The sequence below is a fragment of the Pseudomonas sp. PAMC25584 genome (assembly GCF_058135675.1).
Window position 1 is genome coordinate 262,162 of record NZ_CM176870.1, and the last position, 24,844, is coordinate 287,005.

Genomic DNA, 24,844 nt, shown 5'->3' on the forward strand with positions numbered 1-24,844 from the left:
AAAACTGGCGTGATCGCCTGGTTTTGAGTCGATTTGACCCGTTTTGAAAAAGCCTACTTCACTCCATGAATTGGGCTATAGCGCAGCAAGAAAATTCCGACGCCGTTATCGCAGCGCCGAAATTAACTCAAATCGAGGGTGGGGAGCTATAGGACAGCGAAGGTGCCCTGCGCTTTTGCGACAAGTCTTTCACCTTGGTACACGTCGGCCTCGACCACCAACGTGCGCCGACCCGGGTGAATAACCCGTGCGGTACACAGCACGTCGCCGTTTTCCACCGCACGGATGTAGTTGATTTTGCATTCGATGGTGGCGCTCTGCTGGTCGAACCCGTGGGCGCTGGAACAGGCCAGCCCCATGGTGATGTCGACCAGGCTGAAAATCACCCCGCCATGGAGCTTGCCTGCGCGATTGCGCAGTTGCGGCTCCAGGCTCAGGGCCACCTCGGCAACGCCCTGCTCCAGGCGTTGCAGGCGGCAGCCGATCAGTTCGCTGAACGCGCTCTGGGTCAAACCGGCCGGAATCTCCATCAGCGCTTCTTCAACTGTTTGGCGTTGGCGAACAGCGAGGCCATGGCATTGTTGCTCGGCGCTGCGATCGCGGTTTCCTTGCGCGGCGCGTTGTTTTGCGACTGGCGTGGCGCCGAGCCCGGGCGGGCGCCACGGGCACCGTCGATTTTCTCGCCGGGGGTGTCGCTCATGCGCATCGACAGGCCGACGCGTTTGCGCGGGATGTCGACTTCCATGACCTTGACCTTGACCACGTCACCGGCCTTCACCGCTTCGCGTGGGTCTTTGATGAACTTCTCCGAAAGCGCGGAGATATGCACCAAACCGTCCTGATGCACGCCGATGTCCACAAAGGCACCGAAGTTGGTCACGTTGGTCACCACGCCTTCGAGGATCATGCCCAGTTGCAGGTCCTTGAGGTCTTCGACGCCGTCCTGGAACTCGGCGGTCTTGAACCCTGGGCGTGGGTCGCGGCCAGGTTTTTCCAGCTCTTGCAGGATGTCGGTGATGGTCGGCACGCCGAAGGTTTCGTCGGTGTACTTCTTCGGGTCCAGGCGCTTGAGGAACGCGGCGTCGCCAATCAGCGAGCGGATGTCGCGGTCGGTCTCGGCGGCGATGCGTTGCACCAGCGGGTAGGCTTCCGGGTGAACCGCCGAGGCGTCCAGCGGGTTGTCGCCGTTCATGACGCGCAGGAAACCGGCAGCCTGTTCGAAGGTTTTTTCACCCAGGCGTGCGACTTTTTTCAGCGCGGCGCGGGTCTTGAACGCCCCGTTTTCGTCGCGGTGGGTCACGATGTTCTGCGCCAGGGTCGCGTTGAGGCCGGAGATCCGCGCCAGCAGTGCGACGGAGGCGGTGTTCACGTCCACACCCACGGCGTTTACGCAGTCTTCCACCACCGCATCCAGGCCGCGCGCCAGTTTCAGCTGCGACACGTCGTGCTGGTATTGGCCGACGCCGATGGATTTCGGATCGATTTTCACCAGTTCGGCCAGCGGGTCTTGCAGGCGACGGGCGATGGACACCGCGCCACGGATCGACACGTCGAGGTCCGGGAATTCCTTGGAAGCCAGTTCCGATGCCGAGTACACCGAAGCGCCGGCCTCGGAAACCATGACCTTGGTCATCTTCATGGCTGGGTATTTTTTGATCAGTTCGGCGGCCAGTTTGTCGGTTTCACGGCTGGCGGTGCCGTTGCCGATGGCGATCAGGTCTACCGCGTGCTTGGCGCACAGGGCCGCCAGGATCGCGAGCGTCTGGTCCCACTTGTTGTGGGGCACGTGCGGATACACGGTGGCGTGGTCGAGCAGCTTGCCGGTCGAATCGACCACGGCGACCTTGCAGCCGGTGCGCAGGCCTGGGTCGAGGCCCAGGGTGGCACGCGGGCCGGCCGGTGCGGCCAGCAGCAGGTCGTGCAGGTTGTGGGCGAATACGTTGATCGCTTCGGTTTCGGCGCCGTCACGTAACTCGCCGAGCAGGTCGGTTTCCAGGTGGGTGTAGAGCTTGACCTTCCAGGTCCAGCGCACCACTTCACCGAGCCACTTGTCCGCAGGACGGTTCTGATTCTGGATGCCGAATTGTTGACCGATCATGCCTTCGCACGGGTGCATGGTGCCCGGCAGTTCGTCGCCGACTTTCAGCGCGGAGCTGAGAATGCCTTCGTTGCGGCCGCGGAAAATCGCCAGGGCGCGGTGGGACGGCATGCTTTTGAGGGGTTCGTCGTGTTCGAAGTAGTCGCGGAACTTGGCGCCTTCTTCCTCTTTGCCGGCGATCACGCGGGCGCTGAGGATGGCTTCCTGCTTCAGGTAGGTGCGCAGCTTTTCCAGCAGGCTGGCGTCTTCGGCGAAGCGCTCCATCAGGATGTACTTGGCGCCTTCGAGGGCGGCCTTGACGTCGGCGACACCTTTTTCGGCGTTAATGAAGCGCGCGGCTTCGGTGTCCGGGGTCATCGAGGGGTCGTTGAACAGACCGTCGGCCAGGTCGCCGAGGCCGGCTTCCAGGGCGATCTGGCCCTTGGTGCGGCGCTTCTGTTTGTACGGCAGGTAAAGGTCTTCGAGGCGGGTCTTGGTATCGGCGAGTTTGATGTCGCGTTCCAATTGCGGGGTCAGCTTGCCCTGCTCCGTGATGCTGGCGAGGATGCTGATGCGCCGTTCGTCGAGTTCTCGCAGGTAGCGTAGGCGCTCTTCCAGGTGCCGCAGTTGAATGTCGTCGAGGCTGCCGGTCACTTCTTTTCGGTAACGGGCGATGAAGGGCACCGTGGAGCCCTCATCCAGTAGAGCGACGGCCGCTTCGACCTGTTGGGGGCGTACACCGAGTTCCTCGGCGATGCGGCTGTTGATGCTGTCCATAAAACCACCTGAAATTCTTAAAAGCAGCTCGCAGGCCCGGAAAAACAAGGCCCGGCGAGGCTGGTTGAGCGGCCCGACTGGCGCCGCTGCCTGGGTCAAGAGGCTGCCTATTGACCCTCGAAATCGAAAAAATCACGACAAGCGGGTGAAAAAAGCCCGGCAGTAAACGGTAACGATCTGACGTTGCCCTGCACGAAGGCGCCGCATTATAACCAGCGTTCTGTCCTTGGGGGGTACTGCGCCACAGGTTGTAGGGCGCGGGTTCGCTGGCAGTAGAGGAAAAATCTGCTAACAATGCACTCGGTGCGTATAACCGCAGCTAGGCCATAATGCGCGCCGAGATAAGAGGAGCATCCAATGAGCAGCACTGCACAAACTGCTGAAGGCGAAAAAATTCTCATCGTTGATGACGATCCGGGGCTGAGCAGCCTGCTGGAGCGTTTTTTCAACTCCAAGGGCTACCGTGCCCGCTCGGTGCCAAACACTGAGCAGATGGACCGCCTGTTGGGGCGTGAGGTGTTCAACCTGGTCGTGCTCGACCTGATGTTGCCCGGTGAAGACGGCCTCACCGCCTGCAAACGCCTTCGCGGCGCGAACAACCAGATTCCGATCATCATGCTCACCGCCAAGGGCGATGAGCTGAGCCGCATCAAGGGACTCGAACTGGGCGCTGATGACTACCTGGCCAAGCCGTTCAACCCGGACGAGCTGATGGCGCGGGTCAAGGCCGTATTACGTCGCCAGGCAGCGCCGGTGCCGGGCGCACCCGGTAGCGAGGACGAAAGCGTCACCTTCGGCGATTACGAACTGTCGCTGGCCACCCGTGAGCTCAAGCGTGGCGATGAAGTCCACATGCTGACCACCGGCGAGTTCGCCGTGCTCAAGGCGCTGGTGATGAACGCACGCCAGCCGCTGACCCGCGACAAACTGATGAACCTGGCCCGTGGTCGGGAATGGGATGCTTTGGAGCGCTCCATCGACGTGCAGATCTCTCGTCTGCGACGAATGATCGAGCCGGACCCGTCCAAACCGCGTTATATCCAGACGGTGTGGGGCGTGGGGTATGTGTTTGTGCCGGATGGCACTGCAACCAAGTGACCGATGATTTGCAGGGGCGGGCATCCTGGCGTTTGGCTCCGTGAGGGTCGACGGGATGTCCGGCGTCTGCAATTCTGCGAGCGCTGCTCGTTCCTGCAAGGTGTCTAGCTGTTTCCTATGAAAACCCCGCTGTGGTTCCCGCAAAGTTTTTTCTCCCGCACCCTTTGGCTGGTGCTTATCGTCGTTCTGTTTTCCAAGGCACTCACGCTGGTTTATCTGCTGATGAACGAAGACGTGCTGGTGGATCGACAGTACAGCCACGGTGTCGCCCTGACCCTGCGCGCCTATTGGGCGGCCGACCCCGAGAACCGCGAAAAAATCGCCAAGGCGGCCACGCTGGTGCGCGTGGCGGGTGCAGGTGTGCCGGAAGGCGAGCAACATTGGCCCTACAGTGAGATTTACCAGCGCCAGATGCAGGCGGAACTGGGCGACGACACCGAAGTGCGGTTGCGTATGCATGTGTCACCCGCACTCTGGGTGCGCGCGCCGAGCCTGGGGGAAGATTGGCTGAAGGTGCCGCTGTATCCGCACCCTTTGCGAGGGCAGAAGATCTGGAACGTGCTGGGCTGGTTCCTGGCTATCGGCTTGCTTTCAACGGCATCGGCGTGGATTTTCGTGCGTCAGCTCAATCAACCGCTTAAACGCCTGGTGTTTGCCGCCCGCCAGTTGGGACAGGGGCGCAGTGTGCGCCTGCCGGTCAGCGACACGCCCAGTGAGATGACCGAGGTATACAGTGCGTTCAACCAGATGGCCGAGGATGTCGAACAGGCCGGGCGCGAGCGCGAGCTGATGCTCGCGGGCGTGTCCCATGACTTGCGCACGCCCTTGACGCGTTTGCGGCTGTCCCTGGAGTTGATGGGCGACCATACCGATCTCACGGATGACATGGTGCGTGATATCGAGGACATGGATGCGATTCTTGACCAGTTCCTGGCATTTATCCGCGACGGCCGTGACGAGGTGGTGGAAGTCGTCGACCTGACGGACCTGGTGCGCGAGGTGGTGGCGCCTTACAACCAGAATGGCGAGCAGGTGCGCATGCGCCTGGAGCCGATCCAGCCGTTCGCGTTGCGTCGGGTCTCGATGAAGCGCCTGCTGAACAACCTGATCGGCAACGCCTTGCACCACGCCGGCTCGGATGTGGAAGTGGCGGCGTATGTCTCCGGTGACAGTGCTGCGCCCTATGTGGTGCTGAGCGTGATGGATCGGGGGGCCGGTATCGACCCGGCCGAGCTGGAAGGCATTTTCAACCCCTTCACCCGTGGCGACCGCGCTCGGGGTGGCAAGGGCACCGGTTTGGGGCTGGCGATTGTGCGGCGGATTGCCTCGATGCATGGCGGCAATGTTGAGTTGCGCAATCGCGAGAACGGCGGGCTTGAAGCACGGGTCCGCTTGCCGTTGGGTTTGATGTTGCCCCGAGATGCGGTTTAAACAACCAGGATCAAATATGGGAGCGGGCAAGCCCGCTCCCATATAGGTTTTTCAGCGTGTTTAAGGTGTTACGCGATCAGCCCTTGCCTTTGGTCCTGGTCATATTCGCCCCACCACTCTTCTCCAGATGCTGAATGATGATCCCCGCCACATCCTTGCCGGTGGTAGTCTCGATGCCTTCCAGGCCGGGTGATGAATTGACTTCCATCACCAGTGGGCCATGGTTGGAGCGCAGGATATCCACACCCGCCACGCTCAACCCCATGACCTTGGCCGCCCGTAGCGCGGTCATGCGTTCTTCGGGGGTGATCTTGATCAGGCTGGCGCTGCCGCCACGGTGCAGGTTGGAGCGGAACTCTCCAGGCTTGGCCTGGCGTTTCATCGCGGCAATCACCTTGTCGCCGACCACGAAGCAGCGGATATCCGCACCGCCGGCTTCCTTGATGTATTCCTGCACCATGATGTTCTGCTTGAGGCCCATGAACGCCTCGATCACCGACTCCGCCGCCGTGGCGGTTTCGCACAGCACCACGCCGATGCCCTGGGTGCCTTCCAGCACCTTGATCACCAGCGGCGCGCCGTTGACCATTTCGATCAGGTCGGGAATGTCGTCCGGAGAGTGGGCAAAGCCTGTAACCGGCAGGCCGATACCCCGGCGCGAGAGCAATTGCAGCGAGCGCAGCTTGTCCCGTGAGCGCGCAATCGCGACGGATTCATTCAGCGGGGAGACGCCCATCATTTCAAACTGGCGCAGCACCGCGCAGCCATAAAAGGTCACCGAGGCGCCGATACGCGGGATTACCGCGTCAAAGCCTTCCAATGGTTTGCCGCGGTAGTGGATCTGCGGCTTATGGCTGGCAATATTCATATACGCACGCAACGTGTCGATCACCACCATTTCATGGCCGCGTTCGGTGCCGGCCTCGACCAGGCGGCGGGTGGAATATAGGCGCGGGTTTCGCGACAGCACAGCAATCTTCATGCAGCACCTGGGGCAGAAATAGTAGAGACCGGGAACACCGGCTTGTCTTGAACGTACTTGACGCCGGGATTGACCACCAACTGGCCGTCAATCAGCGCTTTGGAACCGAGGAGCAGGCGGTAGCGCATGGCCTTGCGGCAGGCGAGGGTGAATTCGACCCGCCATACCCGGTCGCCCAATGCCAGGGTGGTGCTGATCACATAGCGCACCTGCGCATGACCATTGGAGCTCTTGATGGTTTTCATCGCCATCAGCGGCGCTTCGCAGCGTCGGTGACGCAACTGCACGACGCTGCCCAGGTGTGCGGTAAAACGCACCCATTTCTCACCGTCGCGCTCAAAGGGCTCGATATCGGTGGCATGCAGGCTTGAGGTGCTGGCTCCGGTGTCGATCTTCGCGCGCAGGCCTGCCACTCCCAAGTCGGGAAGTGCCACCCACTCACGCAGACCGACAACGGTCAAATGGTCAAATGTCTTCAATATGGGTAACCGGTCAATTCGCCCAGGCTTGAGGGGAAACCTCGGCCAGCGCGTTGAATGCGGGTCTGGCGAACCAGTAGCCCTGCATCAGAAATATTCCACAGTCGGACAGGAAGTCACGCTCACCGGCACTTTCAATGCCTTCAGCGATGACAGTAACGCCCAACTGCTCACAGATTGTGACAATCCCCCGGACGATGACCTGGCGGACACGATCCTGGTCGATATTGCGGATCAGCGCCATGTCGAGTTTGATCAAGTCAGGTTGGAAATCGGCCAGTAGGTTCAGCCCCGAATAGCCCGCGCCGAAATCGTCGATGGCAGTTTTGAAGCCGAATTCGCGGTATTCACGCAGAATATTCGTCAAATGGCGATGGTTATCTATGTGCTCGCTTTCCAGCGTCTCGAAAATCAGCTGATTCAGCGGAAAATTGTGCGTGCGGGCGGCCTCCAGGGTGCTGCGAATGCACAGCTCGGGTCGATACACCGCGTTGGGCATGAAATTGATGGAAAGATAGGTTTGCATCCCCAGGGCGGCGGCGCCGGCGATCGCTTTGGTGCGGCAGCGCTGGTCGAAACGGTAGCGGTTGCTATCGTTGACCTGGTTTAACACCGACAACGCGCCCTCACCCTGCGTGCCTCGCACCAAGGCTTCGTGGGCGAACACCGAATGGTCGCGAAGGTCTACGATCGGTTGGTAGGCGAATGCAAAATCAAAACCCAATTGCTCGCTTTGCTGGCAGCCCACGCAACGCTGGTTGGGCGATGTGAGTGAAGTCGGGAAGTCGGTCACAGCGTATCCTCGCGAAAACAGGCGGCTACCTGGCGTATCTTAGGTGAGCCTTGGGGTTTATGCGTCGAAGCGTTTCAACAGTTAAAGTTGCGGCATTTTTCAGTGCGAGGAATTCAAGTGGCTCAGAAGCAGGCAGAGGAAGACAAAATCCGTCTGGACAAGTGGCTATGGGCGGCGCGCTTCTATAAAACCCGTGCCTTGGCCAAGGCCGCTATCGAGAGTGGCAAGGTGCATCATCGCGGCGAACGCTGCAAGCCGGGCAAAGAGCCGCGCGTCGGCGATGAGTTGCAGATTCGTATAGGGTTTGACGAAAAAACGATCGTGGTCCAGGCGCTTTCCGCCGTGCGCCGTGGCGCGCCCGAAGCGCAGGCGCTGTACGCCGAGACCGAAGCCAGCATTGCCAAGCGCGAAAACGCAGCGGCCATGCGCAAGGCCGGTGCCACAGGCATGACCACCGATGGCAAGCCGAGCAAGAAGCAGCGCCGTGACCTGTTCAAGTTTCGCGGCAGTGGTAATGACGATTGACCGCGCACATCTTCAGCGCAAAGCAGATCGATGCATGTGGCAGCGCGCGCCGGCCCCCAGATCAGCAACACCGAAGCATGATCCCCAGGGACACCCTGGCTCGAACGGTCTTTCAACGCGCAGGTTTTCTCCAGCCCCGGGAAATAGTCGCTCATCTGAATCAGCGCCGCTGAGCAGCATCGACATCAAACGCCGCTGGCTGGCCACGGCCCACGCATGCAGCCAGGTCGAATTGTTCGCCAGCGGGGCATTGAGCAGGTGAAACAGCCACTCGTCGAAAAACACGCACAGCATCTGGCCCGCGGGCCACAGCCAAAAACACAGCAGCCCGATTGCGAGTAAATTGCAAAGAGCCCATCGCCGGGGATTCCACTTGGCTTGGAACAAACCCGGATTGTTCATAAACTGTCCCTCTTCGCTCTCTATAAGCTCTCTGTTTTCAGGAGAGGGCCGCACCATAATGGTGCTAAAGCGTTCATTTTTATAAAATTTGTAATAATCTTGTCATCAATTCAGATACCTAGACCTATGACTGATTTACCGGATACCGACTTCACCCAACGCTTCATCTTCGACGAGAACGACGCCCGTGGCGAACTGGTCTCGCTGGAGCGCAGCTATGCCGAAGTCCTCGCCAAGCACCCCTATCCGGAGCCTGTCGCGCAACTGCTCGGTGAGTTGATGGCCGCCGCGGCGCTGCTGGTAGGCAGCATGAAATTCGACGGCTTGCTGATCCTGCAAGCCCGCTCCGAAGGTCCGGTCCCGTTGCTGATGATCGAGTGCTCCAGCGAGCGTGAGATCCGTGGTCTGGCCCGGTATGACGCTGACCTGATCGCCCCTGACGCCACCCTGGCCGACCTGATGCCCAACGGCGTGCTGGCGCTCACCGTCGACCCGACCGAAGGCCAGCGTTACCAGGGCATCGTCGACCTCGACGGCGAAAACCTGTCGGACTGCTTCACCAACTATTTCGTCATGTCCCAGCAGATTGGCACGCGTTTCTGGCTCAACGCCGACGGCAAGCGCGCCCGTGGCCTGTTGCTGCAACAGTTGCCCGCCGACCGCATCAAGGATGACGACGACCGCACTGAAAGCTGGCGCAACCTCACTGCCCTGGCCGGCACCCTGACCGCTGAAGAGCTGTTGGCCCTGGACAACGAAACCATCCTGCACCGCCTGTACCACGAAGAGGCTGTGCGCCTGTTCGATGCGCAGGGCCTGCGCTTCCATTGCAGTTGCTCCCGCGAGCGCTCGGCGAATGCGCTGGTCAGCCTCGGCCTGGAAGATGCGCAAAACCTGGTGGTGGAACACGGTGGTCATATCGAGATCGACTGCCAGTTTTGCAACCAGCGGTACCTGTTCGACGCCGCTGATATCGTCCAATTGTTCGCCGGCGCTGGTATCGACACGCCCTCTGATACCCGCCACTAAAACGTTTAAGCACAGGTAAATCACCTGACAATTGCCGGATTAGCGCTGTTCTGACGGGAGGGCCCTACTTTTTTTGGGCTTTTCTGGCATAATCCGGCCCACTTTTTTCGCGGTAGTAGTGCGCAACTTTCTACTACAAAACGTTTGGAGCACTCGGCCATAGGCCGACGGGGAACCTCATGACGCAAGCCAATAACGCCGTATACACCGATCTGAGTGTTGACGATCTGGTCAAAGAAGCCCTGCAGCGCGGTGAAGGCGTGCTTGCCGATACTGGCGCGCTGGTCGTAGAAACCGGTCACCGTACCGGCCGTTCGCCAGTTGACCGTTTCATCGTTGAAGAGCCTTCGACCCAGGACGCCATTGCCTGGGGCCCGATCAACCGCAAGTTCCCGGCCGACAAGTTCGATGCCCTGTGGGCTCGCGTCGAGGCATTCAACAACGCGCAAGAGCATTTTGTTTCCCACGTCCATGTAGGGGCTTCCGAAGACCACTACCTGGCCGTGAAGATGACCACCCAGACTGCCTGGCATAACCTGTTCGGTCTTTGCCTGTTCATCAACCCGGCCCAGTACAACCCGGCCGGCCGTGATGAGTGGCAAGTGCTCAACGTGGCCAACTTCGAGTGCGTGCCTGAGCGTGACGGCACCAACTCCGACGGTTGCGTGATCCTCAACTTCGCCCAGAAAAAAGTGTTGATCGCCGGCATGCTTTACGCCGGTGAAATGAAGAAAGCCATGTTCTCGGTGCAGAACTTCCTGCTGCCGGCCGTCGACGTACTGCCGATGCACTGCGCCGCCAACATCGGCGAAGCAGGCGACGTGACCCTGTTCTTCGGCCTGTCCGGCACTGGCAAGACCACTCTGTCCGCCGACGAAAGCCGTTACCTGATCGGTGACGACGAACATGGCTGGGGCGAGGGCGTAGTGTTCAACATCGAAGGCGGTTGCTATGCCAAGTGCATCGACCTGTCCGAGAAGAACGAGCCGGTTATCTGGAAAGCCATCAAGCACGGCGCCGTTCTGGAAAACGTCGTCATCGACGAGGCCAAGCACGCCGACTACAGCGATGTCAGCCTGACCCAGAACAGCCGAGCCGCCTACCCGCTTGAGCACATAGCCAAGCGTTCCGAGAAAAACCTCGGTGGCGAGCCAAACGCGGTGATCTTCCTGACCTGCGACCTGACCGGCGTACTTCCGCCTGTGTCGATCCTCAGCGAAGAACAAGCCGCCTACCACTTCCTGTCCGGCTACACCGCACTGGTGGGCTCGACTGAAATGGGTTCGGGCAGCGGCATCAAGTCGACCTTCTCGACTTGCTTTGGCGCGCCGTTCTTCCCGCGCCCGGCTGGCGAATACGCCGAGCTGCTGATCAAGCGCATCCGCGGCTTCGGCTCCAAGGTCTACCTGGTCAACACCGGCTGGACCGGCGGCGGCTACGGCGTCGGCCAACGCTTCAACATCCCGACCACCCGTGGCGTGATCGCAGCGATCCAGAGCGGCGCGTTGATCGGCGTTGAAACCGAACACCTCAACACCATCAACCTGGACGTGCCATTGGCTGTGCCGGGCGTTGAGACCGGCCTGTTGAACCCCCGTAACACCTGGGCTGACAAGGCTGCCTACGATGAAGCGGCGAAGGCGCTGGCGGGTTTGTTCGTTGAGAACTTCAAGAAGTTTGACGTGAGCGAAGCGATCAAGGCAGCGGGTCCGAAGTTGTAAGATTCGGTCGTTGTGAAAAGGCCGCCCCATGTGGGCGGCTTTTTTTTGCGCGAACGGTCAGTTGGCGCCTGCGGCTGTTTTGCTGGTTAGCTCAGATTTTCCAGCGTCTGCGTGTCCCAGCTATGGGTTTTGATCGCCAGATAAAGCATGCCGATGGTCAGCGGCACCTTTTCGCCACGCCCCTTGGCCCGCCGCTTGAGGAACACATCAAACACCGGTGGGTTGAAGTAACGATAAGTGTCGTAGTCGCCCAGATCGAGGGCGAATTCCTGCTCCAGTGCTTCCATGAGTTGCTTGGCCTCGCTGCCGTCGCAGCCGAGGTCGAAGTTGAGTGAGGTTTCGAGGCGAATGATCTTGTGTTTCGGCAGGCCGATTTCTTCGTGCAGCAGTTGCAGGAGCTGCTGCATGACGGGGTCTTCGGGGAAGTTGGGGGCGAGGTTCATGGTGGGGGCACGCAGGAGTGGGTGAGGGGGATGGTTGCGTTTGAGGCGAAATTTGTTTCGGGTGATGAAGAGTGCCAAGCCTATCAATAACAGGGCTAGAGGAAGGAGTTGAATGCTAAGGATGATGGCGACGTAGGGTAGCCAGAACAAAAGGACTAACCCAGTGACGACGAAGGTAACGGCGAAACGCTTTCTTAGCATGCAGTCGGTGATTTTGTAGTAAAGCAATAAATAGAAGGCAAGAAATAACGCCGTCTGTAGGTAAAGCCATTGATTATGGTTCATGTGAATACACGTGCATTGAGATGCTTGAGCGCTGAGTGTCTATGCCACCGCTCGCCTGAGCATCGAGGCCGATGATGATGTCTGCGCTATGCAAGTTGCAGGGTTTGCGAGATATCAAATCGCTGAGCGCTTGCTTGCCGTTAGGCTTTACGGTGAAGCGAATCACGGAGAGCGTGACGCCGTAATGACCGATGTATTGAGTCCTTTCTAAATTCACGGGCTTTTGCCGAAATAGTTGAGAAGCCGCTATTTTCGGTCAGCCGCAGGTCACTTCTATAGAGGGCCACGCGGGTGTTTGAAGCGGTTTAGGAAGAGGATTACGCTGTATTTGACGGTTTCTTACAGGCGCTTCCGGCATTTTTTATTTCGCTAGCGACTTGCCGGGTAAAACCAATCAATTGTGGGCGCTGCGTTTGCCCGTCCTCCAAGGCAAAAGCTGATCTTGGCGTAGTACCCAGTGCTCGATAAAACCACATCACAATCTGTAGAAAAATTCTGCCAGCGCTCTAAATTCAGCGTATGTTTCACCGCAAAATCTTGTAGGACGATCCCGTCCACTACTTAAAGGGAGTTAAGCATGGGTTTGCTTCGTGTCGCTTCGGCGATGTCATTGTGTGCGGTAGCGTTTTCAGTTCAGGCCGAGCAGTTGCCAATCGAGGTGCTCAGTGCGGTGGTCAAGGACCAGAAAATCGCCGACGCCGAAGTCCTGCTGCAACGTAACGGCGCACAGAACGTAGTGGGCCGTACCAACGCCCAGGGCCAGGTGACCCTCACCAGCGAAGCGGCCGATGATGCCAGCAACCTGCTGATCATCAAGAAGCCCGGCTATTCCAACCTGGTAGTGAAGTGCCCGTGTGCAGGCATGACCTACGCCATCAGCCCAGTGATGGAAAACCTCGACGGCCTGCGTGTGGTGCTGACCTGGGGCAAGACCCCGGAAGACCTCGACTCCCACATGATTTTCCCCGGCAACAACATCTACTTCGAGAATCAGCAGGGTGCCGATGCTGAGCTGGATGTGGACGACGTCGACAGCTACGGCCCGGAAACCATCACCCTGCAGAAAAAACACTTCGGCGAAAGCTACGTGTATGCCGTGCATGACTTCACCAACATCGCCAACCCAGGTTCGCGTCAGCTGTCCAACAGTGAGGCCAAGGTGTTCGTGTACATGGGCCAGTCCCTCGTGCGTACTTACTACGTGCCGAAAAACCGCAGTGGCAACCTGTGGACAGTGTTCCGCATGACCGGAAGCGGTGACTTCCAGGATATCAACACCTTCAGCGGTGTGAAGGTGGACGCCAAGGACGTGCTCAATGAAGTCAAACCGTTGCTGGATGACAGCGTTGCAGTCGCGGCCGTGGCTGTCAGCTCTTCCGCGCAAACGGATGCGAAGCGTCTGAACCTGCAAGGTGAAGCGGCCTACCAGGCTGGCAAGCTGGAGGAAGCCATCGACCTGTTCCGTCAGGCCATCGACCTGGACAATAGCTTCGGCAAAGCCTACGGCAACCTGGGCCTGGCCTATCAGAAGGCCGGCAACACCGCCGAGTCGATCTGGGCCAACCGCAAGGCCATCGCCCTCGCTACCGGTGCCAATGCTGCGACCGTGCGTGCCGGCGCCTACTACAACATTGCGCGGATCTACGAAGCAGCGGGGCAGTTCGCGGATGCGTTGCGTCACTACCAGTTGGCCAAGGAGCAGAAGGCCAATCCGGTGTATGACACGGCTATCGAGCGCGTGCAAAACCGCTGATTTAGCTGTAGGGCAGTTCTAATGTGGGAGGGGGGTTGCTCCCGATGGCGCTAATTCAGTCGATTAATTTCTGACTGATACACCGCCATCGGGAGCAATCCCCTTCCCACATTTGGTTTGTGATGTTCCTACTGACACAGTCGAACTTGTCGCATTTGGCCCAAGGCCATTGCCCCAGTCTGTGTATCATCCTGTCTCTTTTTTCCTTGCGACCTATCTCGATTCGCTGAGCATCCCAGGCTATGTTTTTGAGCCACCTTCAGCGGTCAATGGAGTGACAGCTTATGCACGACACCCTCCAGCAGGTCTTTGGTTATCCACAATTTCGTTTGGGCCAGGAAGCCGCGGTCAGTGCCGTGCTGGCCGGTCGTTCGGCGGCGGCGATTTTTCCTACCGGGTCGGGTAAGTCCCTGTGTTACCAGTTGTCGGCGGTGTTGCTACCGCACCTGACGCTGGTGGTGTCGCCGTTGCTGGCGCTGATGCAGGACCAGTTGGGTTTCCTGCAACGCCATGGCATCTCGGCCGGTAGTATCGATTCGGCGCAAAGCCGCGATGAGGCCAATGAGGTGATGGCTCGTGCGCGTTCGGGTGAGTTGAAAATCCTGATGATTTCCGTGGAGCGCTTGAAGAACGAGCGTTTTCGCAACTTCCTGCAAAGCGTGCCCATTTCGTTGCTGGTAGTGGACGAGGCGCACTGTATTTCCGAATGGGGCCACAACTTCCGTCCGGACTATTTGAAGCTGCCGGACTACCAGCGTCAGTTCAATATCCCACAAGCGCTGCTGCTGACGGCTACAGCGACGCCCAAGGTGATTGCCGACATGCAGGCCAAGTTCGCCATTGCGCCTGACGACGTGATCACCACGGGCTTCTACCGGCCGAACCTCAACCTGTTGGTAGAGCCGGTGAGCGGCGCGGACAAGCGTCGGCGGCTGGTGCAATGGATGAGCGAGCGGCCCAACCAACCGAGCATCGTCTACGTCACGTTGCAGAAAACCGCCGAACAGATCGCCGAGCACTTGAATCGCAATGGCATCCAGGCCGAGGCGTATCACGCCGGCCTGCCCCACGACAAACGCGAGGGCATCCAGCAGCGCTTCATGGGCGGGCGTTCCAATTGCATCGTCGCCACCATCGCGTTTGGCATGGGCATCGACAAGAGCGATATCCGCAATGTGGTGCATTTTGACCTGCCCAAATCCATCGAGAACTACAGCCAGGAAATCGGCCGTGCCGGGCGTGACGGGCAGCCCTCGGATTGCCTGGTGCTCGCCAACCGCGACAGCCTCAATGTGCTGGAAAACTTCGTGTACGGCGACACGCCCGAGCAGGAAGGCATTCGCCGTGTGCTGGAAGAGTTGCAGGCGGCGCGGGGGGATGGGCAGTGGGAGTTTCTGCTGCGGTCGCTGTCGGACCACAGCAACATCCGCGAGCTGCCCCTCAAAACGCTGCTGGTGCAGTTGGAACTCAAAGGTGTGATCGCGCCGCGCTATGCGTTTTACGCCGAGTACCGGTTCAAGTACCTGATCGAGCCCGACGCCTTGTTGGCGCGGTTTTCCGGGGAACGGCAGGCGTTTGTCGCAGCGATCATCCAGGTGTGTAAACGTGCCAAGACCTGGGCGACAGTGGATTTCGACGCGCTTTATCAACAGCACCACGCCGAGCGCAATCGCGTGGTGAAAGCGCTGGATTACTTCCAGGAACAGGGCCTGATCGAGCTGGAAAGCAAGCAGATGACGGAGGTTTACAGCCTGCTGAATACCGATTTCGACCCGCAGGTGTTGAGCGCCGAGTTATACACAGGCTTCAAGCAACACGAGGTCACAGAAGTGGCGCGGATTCACGCGATGCTCGATCTGTTTGCCACCGAACACTGCCTGGGCCAGCGCCTGGCCCGGTATTTTGGTGATGAAAATGCGCCGCAGCGCTGCGGGCATTGTTCTGTGTGTCACGGCCATGTCGCGCATCTGCCCGCGCCGCCGAGCCTGGCGCCGCTTGTGGATAAAAACTTCATGGCGCTGTGCGGTGATTTTATCCACAGGCATCATGAGCACAACGGCCAACTGCCCGGCGCCGAACGGCTGACGCGGTTCCTGGGGGGTATCAGCGTGCCGCTGTTCACCAAGTTGAAGGCACGCGGCATTCCTGGCTTTGCTGCGCTGGAGGACTACCCCTACGCCGAGGTCCGCGAGTGGGCCGAAATCCATTTGAGTAATCTGTAAACCCACTTTGACGAGAGGTGCCCATGCCTGACTCCATGCCCCAGCGCGCCGATTACCGCCACTTCCAGCCGATCATCACGCGCTGGCACGACAATGATGTGTATGGCCATGTGAACAACGTGACCTATTACAGTTTCTTTGACACCGCAGTGAATACCTACCTGATCGAACACGGTGGCTTGGATATTCATGACGGCGAGGTGGTGGGGTTTGTGGTCAGCTCGGCGTGTGATTACTTTGCGTCCATCGCCTTTCCCGAGCGCATCGAAATTGGCCTGCGTGTCGGCAAGTTGGGCAACAGCTCGGTGCAGTATGAGTTGGCGGTATTCAAGGCTGGCGAGGAGGACGCCTGTGCGGCGGGGCGCTTTGTGCATGTGTTTGTGGATCGGGGAACGAACCAGCCGGTGACGATTCCGGGGATGTTGCGCGAGGCGTTGCAGCGGTTGGTGGCCTAGAAACCCATGTGGGAGGGAGCAAGCCGAATCGTCGCACCGCCCCTCCCACATTGTTTCTTCAGTGTTCTCTAGATCTGATCAATCACGGTCGTGATGCTTGTTCTTGCGATGCCCATAGGCATGGCCACGACCACGGTGATCATCCCGGTCATAACGACGGTTGTCACGGCCACGGTAACCACGGTCGTCTTCATTGCTCTTGTTGCCCATGTAGTTGCCCAGTGCGCCACCCGCACCGCCGCCTGCGGCTGCGCCGATCAGGCTGCCGGTGGTGCCGCCCATGCTGCGGCCTACCACGTTGCCGCCCGCTGCGCCCAGGGCGCCGCCAATGGCTGCTTCGCCGCGGCTGCGCTTGTCGGCGCCAACCGCACTGCCGCCCGCGCCGCCCAGGGCCGCACCGATGGTCGAACCGGTGTTACCGCCGACCTGCTGGCCGACAACCGAACCGAGTACCCCGCCCAATGCGCCGCCCACACCGGCTTCGGTGGTGCCGCCGGCCATGGCTGCGCCACTGACCAGTCCAAGGGACAACAAGAGAATCGAGGAGAACTTCATAGAGAGACCTCAAGAGGATGACGGCGCGATCCTGAGGCTGTGTCGACATTGTGACAATAGAAATCCGACCAGTAACACGACTTGTACACAATTCGCCAAGTTATTGTTTTCACTAAGGAACTTAAGTGATTTTGGCGGGTCTGTAGTTACTTCGGAAGGGCCGCTTTTATGCAAAAGCGGCCTTTTTTGTGCCCGGAATTTACGCCGAGCGCGCCATGATCAGGCCATTGTCGCTCGCCGCCTCCAGGCGAATCGCCACAAACTTCGACGTCGGCGTATGGCTGCCATCCCCGGTGCTTTCCAATGGCACCAGCGGGTTCACTTCCGGGTAGTAAGCCGCTGCCTGTCCCGCCGGAATATCGAACGCCAGTAAGGTGAAGCCTTTTACGCGGCGTTCACGGCCGTCTTCCCACAGCGACACGATGTCCGCCTTCTGCCCCGGTTTGAAGCCCAGGCGGATGATGTCGGCTTCGTTGACGAACAACACGTCACGCTGACCTTTCACCCCGCGATAGCGGTCGTCCAGGCCATAAATGGTGGTGTTGTACTGATCGTGGGAGCGCATCGACTGCATGATCAGGTCCGGCACGCGTCCGGTGGCGTGAGTGCGTTCGTGGATCAGGTCCTTGGGCAGGACGTTCGGGCGGAAGTTGGCGCGGCCCGAAGGCGTGCTCCAGCGACGTGCCCCGGCGGAGTTGCCCAGGTAGAAACCGCCTGGGTTCTTGATGCGTTCGTTGAAGTCCGTGAAGCCCGGGATGGTGTCGGCGATCAGCTCGCGAATACGCCCGTAGTCGGCCACCAGCCAGTTCCAGTCCACCGGTTTGCTGCCCAGGGTCGCGGCGGCGATGCCGGCGAGAATGGCCGGCTCGGATTTCATCAGGGGCGACAGCGGTTGCAACTGGCCGTTGGAGCCGTGGACCATGCTGAACGAGTCTTCTACCGTGACCGCCTGCGGGCCTTCGGCCTGGATGTCGATGTCGGTGCGGCCCAGGCACGGCAAGATCAGCGCGTCTTTACCGTGCATCAGGTGGCTGCGGTTTAGCTTGGTACTGATTTGCACGGTCAGGTCGCAATTGCGCAGCGCTTCGAAGGTGCGCGGGCTGTCTGGCGTCGCTTGGGCGAAGTTGCCGCCCAGGCCGATAAACACTTTGGCGCGTCCTTCCAACATGGCGTGGATCGCTTCGACCACGTTGTGGCCGTTGGTTCGCGGCACCTGGAACTGGAAACGCCGCTCCAGAGCGTCGAGGAACGCCACCGGCGGACGTTCGTTGATGCCCATGGTGCGGTCGCCCTGCACGTTACTGTGGCCGCGCACCGGGCACAGGCCGGCGCCCGGGCGCCCGATATTGCCGCGCAGCAGCATCAGGTTGGCGATTTCCTGGATGGTCGGCACCGAGTGACGATGCTGGGTGATGCCCATCGCCCAACACATGATCACGTTCTTGCCTTTGGCGTACATGCGCGCCGCTTGCTCGATTTCCACCAGGGGCAGGCCGGACTGCGCGACGATTTCATCCCAGGAGGTGTCGTCGATCTGGCCGAGGTAATCGAGCACGTTGATGGTGTGTTCGTTGAGGAAGTCGTGGTCGAACACCGCTTCCTTGCCTTCGGCCTGGGCCTGGCGTTCCCATTGCAACAGGAACTTGGCCATGCCGCGCAGGATGGCCATATCGCCACCCAGCGCCGGGCGGAAGTACGCGGTGTTGGTCGGCTTGTCGCCGTTGGTGAGCATTTCCAGCGGGTGTTGCGGGTGCTGGAAGCGTTCCAGGCCGCGCTCTTTGAGCGGGTTGATGCACACCACCTGAGCACCGCGTTTCACCGCTTCGCGCAGCGGTTCGAGCATGCGTGGGTGATTGGTGCCGGGGTTCTGGCCCCAGACGAAAATCGCGTCGGCGTGTTCGAAGTCATCAAAGGTCACGGTGCCTTTGCCGACGCCGACACTTTGCGCCAGGGCCACGCCGCTGGCTTCGTGGCACATGTTCGAGCAATCCGGGAAGTTGTTGGTGCCGTAGGCGCGCACGAACAACTGGTAGAGGTACGCCGCTTCGTTGCTGGCGCGACCCGAAGTGTAGAACTCGGCCATGTCCGGGCTGGGCAGGGCGTTGAGGTGCTTGCCGATCAGCTCGAACGCCGCCGCCCAACTGATGGGCTGATAGCGGTCGGTCTGTGCGTCATAGCGCATCGGCTCGGTCAGGCGGCCCTGGTATTCCAGCCAATAGTCGCTCTGCTCGATCAGGGCGGTGACGCTGTGTTTGGCGAAAAATGCGGCATCGACGCGGCGTTTGGTGGCTTCCCAGTTGACCGCCTTGGCGCCGTTTTCGCAGAACTTGACCATGCCGCTTTCCGGCGAATCGCCCCAGGCGCAGCCCGGGCAGTCGAAGCCGCCGTTCTGGTTGGTCTTGAGCATCATGCGCAGGTTTTTCAGCGCGTTGTCGCTGGTCAGCCATGCCTGCGCCACGCTGATCAGCGCGCCCCAGCCGCCTGCGGCACCTTTGTAAGGCTTGTAGCGCGGGGTCGGGGTTTGGTCGGCTTGATGATGATTGCTCACGGCTGTTTCTCCATCGCAGGGCTGTAGACCCGCGGCGCACTTTTCTGCGGCAGGTGGATGAGATTGAGGTTGTGCCGGCGTGCCCATTGCAGGGCCAGGCCGGTGGGCGACGACAGGCTGACCAGGGTCTGGATGCCCGCGCGCAGGACTTTCTGGATCAACTCAAGGCTGCAACGGCTGGTGACAATTGCCAGGCCGCCTTCGCTGGGAATCCGTTGGCGGATCAATGCGCCGATCAATTTATCGAGGGCGTTGTGTCGGCCAATGTCTTCGCGGCCCAGCAACAACTCGCCCTGGTTGTTCATGAACACTGCCGCATGCACCGCGCCGCTGTGCTGGCCCAGAGGCTGGAACGCGCTGATGCGCTGGCGCAGGCCGTCGAGCCATTCGGCCGGTGGCAGGGGCGCGCCGGGCAGTACCTCAAGGTCCGGCAGGGCTTGTTCCAGCGCTTCCACGCCGCATAACCCGCAACCGCTGGTGCCGGCCAGTTGGCGGCGCTGCTGCTTGAGGTTCCAGAACGCACGGCTGGAAATCTGCACCTGAGCGTACTGGGCAGAGCCCGTACCGCTGAGTTTGAGGTCATAAATGTCGCTAACGTCGGCGATAATGCCGCTGCCGATGCTGAAACCTACAATGAAATCTTCCAGGTCCGTCGGCGTCACCAGCATCACGGCCTGGCTGATGTCGTTATAGGTGATCGCCAACGCCACTTCTTCCGCCAGCGCGGTGCTGGCGACTTCAGTGCGTTCGAGAGTGCAAAACTGGTAGCTCTGGCTGGCGGCGGGCGCGGGCGTTTGAAGAGCGGGCGCCGCGCAGACTGGGCGCTTGGCGTTCATGGGGCAGTACCGACGGCGGATGGGTCAGTGGTTAGACTAGGCGCGACAAAGCGTCGCGTCTAATTGCCAGTACTGATCTACCGATAGATGACGTCGATCAAGACTCTGTCTGCGATTTCTGAAACAGCGCGAAACATGCTTCCGCCAACGCCGAACGCGGGGCGCTGCGTCGCATGATCAACCCCAGGCGGGCCAGGGTGCGGGCGTCTTCAATCGGTTGCAGGCGCAAATGCTCGGTCAGGGCGTCCAGGCCGCCGTCCAAGGGCATCACCGCACAGCACAGCCCGCCGTGGACAGCTTGTAACAACTGATGGACCGCATCGGTCTGCAACAGCGGCTGCGGCTGCAGGCCTCGGCTATGGAAGTTGTGATCGATGGACTGGCGGAAGTGCATGCCACTGGTGAGCATGCCCAGGGGCAGTTCGATCAGTGCCTCCCAGCTCAGCGGCTTTTCGCCGAAGCTGAAATAGCGTTGGTCGTACAGCAGGCCCATGCGGGTTTCGCCGAGGGCCAGGGAGTCGAAGCGCTCGTTGTCCAGGCGGTCGAGGTACGACACGCCGAGGTCCAGGCGATTGCTCGCCAACTGTTCGAGGATTTGTTCGGAGCTGAGTGCCGACAGCTCAAAGCGCAGGCTTGGGTGTTCTTTGTGCAGTTGTTGCATCAGCGCCAACGGATCGAAACTCGACAGCGGCACCACGCCCAAACGCAACGTCCCCACCAGGTTACCGCGACAGGCGGCGGCTTCGGCCAGCAGGCCGTCATACGCCGCCAGCACCGTGCGCGCCCAGGCCAGCACGCGTTCACCCGGTGCGGTGAAGCCTTCGAAGCGCTGGCCGCGGTTGACCAGCGGAAGCTCAAGTTCTTCTTCGAGGCTGCGCAGGCGCATCGACAGGGTAGGCTGGGTGATATGGCAACGCGCTGCCGCCTGGCCGAAGTGACGGGTCTCGTCGAGGGCGATGAGGAATTTCAGCTGCTTGATGTCCATCTTCGCTCCAGGGCTTATTCCAATGGCGGGGGGATTCTAGCGCGTTTGGATCTTTGGCCGGGTTGGAACCCGATTCTGTAGGACTGGTCTAGTCTTTTGCATCTGGAACTTAACCCCCAAGGAGAGAGCACCATGAGTATTCTCAGCTTTGTAAAGGAAGCCGGCGAGAAGTTGATCGATCTGTTGACGCCGGGTAATGCAAACGCCAGTGATCAGTTGAAGGCGCATGTGGCCAAGGTCGGTCTGGGTAATCCGAACGTACAGACCGCTGTCGACGGCGACAAAGTGACCGTGACCGGTGAAGTGGCCAGCCAGGAGGAGAAAGAGAAGATCCTGTTGGCGCTGGGCAACATTGCCGGTGTCGCGAGCGTGGATGACCAGATCAAGGTCACCAACACCGACCCGATTGTGGCAGCGCGTTTTGTCGTGGTGAAAAAGGGCGACACCCTCAGCGCGATTTCCCTGGCGGTGTACGGCAAGGCCAACCTGTACAACAAGATATTTGAGGCCAACAAGCCGATGTTGTCGAGTCCAGACAAGATCTACCCAGGGCAGACACTGCGTATTCCTGAGTAGTACACGCGGTAAAACTGTGGGAGGGGGCTTGCTCCCGAACGCGGCGTTTCAGTCGATACATAAGTTGACTGACCTACCGCTATCGGGAGCAAGCCCCCTCCCACAGTTGTTCAGAGTCCGGCAATGAGATCTCGGTAGTCATCTACCGCTGCAAATTCAGCTGTGTCCTTGGGCCCTTTCTGGCTGTCCGGTGCTTTCACCGCCAGCAGATGCCCCACGCCAAAGTCTCGGGCGCTGCGCAGGATCGGCAAGGTGTCGTCGATAAACAGGCTGCGCGCCTGGTTGAAGTCAATGTCGGCTTGCAGGGCGTCCCAAAACTGTGGGTTTTCCTTGGCGAAACCGTAGTCGTGGGAACTGATCAACCGCTCGAAATACGGCGCCAGTTCAATGCGCTCCATCTTCAATGAGAGCGAATCACGATGCGCGTTGGTGATCAGGATCACGCGCTTGCCGGCCTGTCTGAGCGCGGCCAGAAAGGTGTCCGCATCCGGGCGCAGCGCGATTAAGTGGGCGGTTTCCAGCTTGAGTTCGCGCACTGGGATCTTCAGCTCCGCACTCCAGAAATCCAGGCAATACCATTGCAACTGGCCGGCGTTACGCTCGAACAGCGGCTGCAGCTCCATCTCGGCCATGGCCCGGCTCACCCCGTGCAACTCGGCGTAGCGTTGGGGCAGGTGCTCCATCCAGAAGTGGTTGTCGTAATGCAGGTCGAGCAGGGTGCCGTCCATGTCCAGCAGGACGGTGTCGATGGCGTGCCAGGGCAAAGAGGGCATGGGGCGTTCTCATGTAAGTAAAGATATCCGACACAGACAATCGGAAAAGCCACGGTATAGTAACCCGATCACGCCAAGGAGCCGCTCATGCGCCAGAAACCCACCGTCCTCGCCCGCGAAATAGTCGCCAGTAGCCGTTTGTTTCGCGTGGAGGAAGTGCAACTGCGCTTTTCCAATGGCGTTGAACGGACCTACGAACGTCTGGTGGGGCGCGGTGCCGGCTACGGCGCGGTGATGATCGTGGCGATGATCGACGCCGACCACGCGCTGCTGGTGGAAGAGTACTGTGGCGGGACCGACGCCTATGAGATTTCCTTGCCCAAGGGCCTGATCGAACCGGGCGAGGATGTGTTGGCGGCGGCAGACCGCGAACTCAAGGAAGAAGCCGGCTATGGCGCACGCCAGTTGGAGCATCTCACCGAGCTTTCGCTGTCGCCTGGCTACATGAGCCAGAAAATTCAGGTGGTACTGGCCACCGATCTGTATGAAGAACGCCTGGAAGGCGATGAACCCGAGCCGATGCGTGTAGACAGGGTCAACCTGCGCGAGCTGTCGCAACTGGCGCAAAACGAGCAGTTCAGCGAAGGCCGTGCCCTGGCCGCGTTGTACCTGGTACGAGACCTGTTGACCCAGCGTGGAGCGTTCAGCGCATGAGCGAATTGTTTCTAGGCCATCCTTTTATAGCCCCGGTGATCGAGCTGGCCCGCCAGGCCGGTGAAGTCATCATGCCGTACTGGCGTGCCAACGTGGCGGTGACGTCCAAGTCCGATGATTCACCTGTGACGGCGGCGGACCTTGCCGCTCATCATCTGATTCTCGCCGGCCTGACCGCACTTGACCCGAGCATCCCGGTGCTTTCCGAAGAAGACGCCGATATCGACCAGGACGTGCGCGCCGGCTGGCAGCGCTGGTGGTTGGTGGACCCGTTGGATGGCACCAAGGAGTTTATTTCTGGCAGCGAGGAATTCACCGTCAACGTCGCCTTGATCGAACAGGGCCGCGTCGTGTTTGGCGTGGTGTCGATGCCCACCAGCGGCCGCTGCTACTTTGGCGGCGCGGGCCTGGGGGCCTGGCGTTCGGATGTGAATGAAGCGCCGATGCCGATCCAAGTGCGCCAGGCCCCGGCCGCCGGCGAGGCGTTTACCGTGGTTGCCAGTCGTCGGCACAGCAGCCCTGAGCAGGAGCGTTTGCTCAAGGGTTTGAGCGACGGGTTGGGCGAGCTGAAGCTGGCGAATATCGGCAGCTCGTTGAAGTTTTGCCTGTTGGCCGAAGGCAGCGCCGATTGCTACCCGCGCCTGGCGCCGACATCCCAGTGGGATACCGCCGCAGCCCAGGGCGTGCTCGAAGGCGCGGGCGGTGAAGTGCTGGAGTTGAGCGGTGAGCCGTTCAGCTACCCGGCGCGGGCCTCGCTGTTGAACCCGTTCTTCCTGGCGTTGCCGGCGAAGGCCGCGTGGCGTGAACGCTTGTTGACCCTGGCCCGCTCTTAAGGCCTCAGCAGATCAAAATGTGGGAGGGAGCTTGCTCCCGATGACGGTGGTTCAGTCACAGATGTACCGACTGATACCCCGCCGTCGGGAGCAAGTCGAATCGTCGCACCGCCCCTCCTACTTGTTTTTGTGGCCTGGCGGCTAGCGGTGGAGGACGTACTGGCCGCTGAACGCCACTGCGTGCTCGTCACTGCCGTCATTCACAATCCACGTCTCCAGCGTCAACCGCGCGCGACCGTGTCGCTTGTACGTCGTCACAAAGCGCTTCCACACCTTCTCCTCCGGGGCCTGGCAGACCACGGTCGCGTCTCGTGTGACCGGCAGCGGATAACTGATCTGCCCTTCCTGGATCACGATATGCCCGTCTTCAACACCTTCTTCGCGCAGTTGCAAATGCAGCCAGCCCCAACCCGCTAATACGGCGCCGCAATAGAGGCTGCCACCGAACATGGTGCTCTTGTGGTTGATATTGGCTTGCAAGGGCAAGTGCAATTGCAATTGGCCGTGTTGCCAGTCGAGCACCTTGAGGCCCATTTCCCGGGTGAGGGGAATGTCGTGGTGGAGGATGGATTCCAGGTAACGGCTGTCGCGGCTCATGGCGGCCTCTTGGTG

General features: G+C 60.1%; 23 protein-coding genes and 1 pseudogene. 11 read left to right on the forward strand and 13 right to left on the reverse strand.

Features of this window, described 5'->3' with window-relative positions; translation table 11 throughout:
• Positions 1-146 precede the first annotated feature (146 nt).
• Positions 147-530, reverse strand: coding sequence for a PaaI family thioesterase (locus tag ACS5Q8_RS01220; RefSeq protein WP_276195820.1), 384 nt, complete (start codon positions 528-530; stop codon positions 147-149).
• Positions 530-2,854 (reverse strand): Tex family protein, encoded by a 2,325-nt coding sequence (locus ACS5Q8_RS01225; protein WP_443695049.1) that lies wholly within the window; start codon positions 2,852-2,854, stop codon positions 530-532. The genes ACS5Q8_RS01220 and ACS5Q8_RS01225 overlap by 1 nt, the downstream gene beginning before the upstream one ends.
• A 357-nt stretch (positions 2,855-3,211) precedes the next feature.
• On the opposite strand from ACS5Q8_RS01225, the gene ompR reads away from it, so the two are divergent.
• Positions 3,212-3,952, forward strand: a complete 741-nt coding sequence (gene ompR, locus ACS5Q8_RS01230) for an osmolarity response regulator transcription factor OmpR (RefSeq protein WP_133103043.1) — start codon at positions 3,212-3,214, stop codon at positions 3,950-3,952.
• Between the two features lie 117 nt (positions 3,953-4,069).
• Positions 4,070-5,383 (forward strand): ATP-binding protein, encoded by a 1,314-nt coding sequence (locus tag ACS5Q8_RS01235; RefSeq protein WP_247401471.1) that lies wholly within the window; start codon positions 4,070-4,072, stop codon positions 5,381-5,383.
• A gap of 76 nt (positions 5,384-5,459) precedes the next feature.
• Here the strand turns inward: ACS5Q8_RS01235 and rimK are convergent, their stop codons facing one another.
• The 3 genes from rimK to rimA are packed head-to-tail and all read right to left on the reverse strand — an operon-like array spanning position 5,460 to position 7,637.
• Complete coding sequence (gene rimK / locus ACS5Q8_RS01240; protein ID WP_049710586.1) at positions 5,460-6,365, reverse strand: 30S ribosomal protein S6--L-glutamate ligase; 906 nt, start codon at positions 6,363-6,365, stop codon at positions 5,460-5,462.
• Positions 6,362-6,844 carry a retropepsin-like aspartic endopeptidase RimB gene (gene rimB / locus ACS5Q8_RS01245; protein ID WP_443695047.1) on the reverse strand — a complete coding sequence of 161 codons (483 nt, stop codon included), beginning with the start codon at positions 6,842-6,844 and terminating at the stop codon, positions 6,362-6,364. The genes rimK and rimB overlap by 4 nt, the downstream gene beginning before the upstream one ends.
• 13 nt (positions 6,845-6,857) lie before the next feature.
• Entirely contained in the window at positions 6,858-7,637 is a 780-nt protein-coding gene (gene rimA / locus ACS5Q8_RS01250) for a S6 modification regulatory phosphodiesterase RimA (protein ID WP_443695046.1), read from the reverse strand.
• A gap of 117 nt (positions 7,638-7,754) precedes the next feature.
• Here rimA and ACS5Q8_RS01255 point away from each other — a divergent pair, with 117 nt between their 5' ends.
• The gene (locus tag ACS5Q8_RS01255) at positions 7,755-8,162 is read left to right on the forward strand and encodes an RNA-binding S4 domain-containing protein (protein ID WP_426101825.1); all 408 of its coding nucleotides are present in this window, start codon (positions 7,755-7,757) and stop codon (positions 8,160-8,162) included.
• A gap of 53 nt (positions 8,163-8,215) precedes the next feature.
• On the opposite strand, the pseudogene ACS5Q8_RS01260 reads toward ACS5Q8_RS01255, so the two are convergent.
• Positions 8,216-8,564 (reverse strand): annotated as a pseudogene (locus ACS5Q8_RS01260) (phosphatase PAP2 family protein); the annotation flags it as partial.
• 126 nt (positions 8,565-8,690) lie between these two features.
• Here ACS5Q8_RS01260 and hslO point away from each other — a divergent pair.
• Together hslO and ACS5Q8_RS01270 are read left to right on the forward strand one after the other, a co-directional pair.
• Positions 8,691-9,593 (forward strand): Hsp33 family molecular chaperone HslO, encoded by a 903-nt coding sequence (hslO, locus tag ACS5Q8_RS01265; RefSeq protein ID WP_276195823.1) that lies wholly within the window; start codon positions 8,691-8,693, stop codon positions 9,591-9,593.
• A 179-nt stretch (positions 9,594-9,772) separates the two neighbouring features.
• A complete protein-coding gene (locus ACS5Q8_RS01270; protein WP_276195824.1) occupies positions 9,773-11,314 on the forward strand; it encodes a phosphoenolpyruvate carboxykinase in 1,542 nt (513 codons plus the stop codon).
• A gap of 86 nt (positions 11,315-11,400) precedes the next feature.
• On the opposite strand, the gene ACS5Q8_RS01275 is transcribed toward ACS5Q8_RS01270, so the two are convergent.
• A complete protein-coding gene (locus tag ACS5Q8_RS01275; protein ID WP_465159761.1) occupies positions 11,401-12,042 on the reverse strand; it encodes a DUF1493 family protein in 642 nt (213 codons plus the stop codon).
• A 577-nt stretch (positions 12,043-12,619) separates the two neighbouring features.
• On the opposite strand from ACS5Q8_RS01275, the gene ACS5Q8_RS01280 reads away from it, so the two are divergent.
• The 3 genes from ACS5Q8_RS01280 (at position 12,620) to ACS5Q8_RS01290 (ending at position 16,472) form a co-directional block, all read left to right on the forward strand.
• Positions 12,620-13,795, forward strand: coding sequence for a tetratricopeptide repeat protein (locus ACS5Q8_RS01280; RefSeq protein ID WP_276195827.1), 1,176 nt, complete (start codon positions 12,620-12,622; stop codon positions 13,793-13,795).
• A gap of 284 nt (positions 13,796-14,079) precedes the next feature.
• Complete coding sequence (locus ACS5Q8_RS01285; protein WP_276195828.1) at positions 14,080-16,017, forward strand: RecQ family ATP-dependent DNA helicase; 1,938 nt, start codon at positions 14,080-14,082, stop codon at positions 16,015-16,017.
• A gap of 23 nt (positions 16,018-16,040) precedes the next feature.
• Complete coding sequence (locus ACS5Q8_RS01290) at positions 16,041-16,472, forward strand: acyl-CoA thioesterase (RefSeq protein WP_253392607.1); 432 nt, start codon at positions 16,041-16,043, stop codon at positions 16,470-16,472.
• Between the two features lie 78 nt (positions 16,473-16,550).
• Here the strand turns inward: ACS5Q8_RS01290 and ACS5Q8_RS01295 are convergent, their stop codons facing one another.
• The 4 genes from ACS5Q8_RS01295 to ACS5Q8_RS01310 all read right to left on the reverse strand — a co-directional run bounded on the left by ACS5Q8_RS01295 (position 16,551) and on the right by ACS5Q8_RS01310 (position 21,396).
• A complete protein-coding gene (locus ACS5Q8_RS01295) occupies positions 16,551-17,027 on the reverse strand; it encodes a glycine zipper domain-containing protein (RefSeq protein ID WP_276195829.1) in 477 nt (158 codons plus the stop codon).
• A gap of 199 nt (positions 17,028-17,226) precedes the next feature.
• Positions 17,227-19,575 (reverse strand): FdhF/YdeP family oxidoreductase, encoded by a 2,349-nt coding sequence (locus tag ACS5Q8_RS01300; RefSeq protein ID WP_276195830.1) that lies wholly within the window; start codon positions 19,573-19,575, stop codon positions 17,227-17,229.
• Positions 19,572-20,411, reverse strand: a complete 840-nt coding sequence (fdhD, locus tag ACS5Q8_RS01305) for a formate dehydrogenase accessory sulfurtransferase FdhD (protein WP_465159762.1) — start codon at positions 20,409-20,411, stop codon at positions 19,572-19,574. The genes ACS5Q8_RS01300 and fdhD overlap by 4 nt, the downstream gene beginning before the upstream one ends.
• Positions 20,412-20,508: 97 nt before the next feature.
• Positions 20,509-21,396 (reverse strand): LysR family transcriptional regulator, encoded by an 888-nt coding sequence (locus ACS5Q8_RS01310; protein ID WP_443696796.1) that lies wholly within the window; start codon positions 21,394-21,396, stop codon positions 20,509-20,511.
• A gap of 132 nt (positions 21,397-21,528) precedes the next feature.
• On the opposite strand from ACS5Q8_RS01310, the gene lysM reads away from it, so the two are divergent.
• Positions 21,529-21,972, forward strand: a complete 444-nt coding sequence (gene lysM / locus ACS5Q8_RS01315) for a peptidoglycan-binding protein LysM (protein WP_276195832.1) — start codon at positions 21,529-21,531, stop codon at positions 21,970-21,972.
• A 110-nt stretch (positions 21,973-22,082) separates the two neighbouring features.
• Here lysM and yrfG read toward each other — a convergent pair whose 3' ends face one another.
• Positions 22,083-22,745 (reverse strand): GMP/IMP nucleotidase, encoded by a 663-nt coding sequence (gene yrfG, locus ACS5Q8_RS01320; protein WP_443699865.1) that lies wholly within the window; start codon positions 22,743-22,745, stop codon positions 22,083-22,085.
• 87 nt (positions 22,746-22,832) lie between these two features.
• Here yrfG and nudE point away from each other — a divergent pair, with 87 nt between their 5' ends.
• Positions 22,833-23,399, forward strand: coding sequence for an ADP compounds hydrolase NudE (nudE, locus tag ACS5Q8_RS01325; RefSeq protein ID WP_247404398.1), 567 nt, complete (start codon positions 22,833-22,835; stop codon positions 23,397-23,399).
• Positions 23,396-24,232, forward strand: coding sequence for a 3'(2'),5'-bisphosphate nucleotidase CysQ (cysQ, locus tag ACS5Q8_RS01330; RefSeq protein WP_426101835.1), 837 nt, complete (start codon positions 23,396-23,398; stop codon positions 24,230-24,232). Before nudE ends, cysQ begins: the two co-directional genes overlap by 4 nt.
• Before the next feature lie 141 nt (positions 24,233-24,373).
• Here the strand turns inward: cysQ and ACS5Q8_RS01335 are convergent, their stop codons facing one another.
• Entirely contained in the window at positions 24,374-24,829 is a 456-nt protein-coding gene (locus tag ACS5Q8_RS01335) for a YiiD C-terminal domain-containing protein (protein ID WP_276195835.1), read from the reverse strand.
• Positions 24,830-24,844 lie beyond the last annotated feature (15 nt).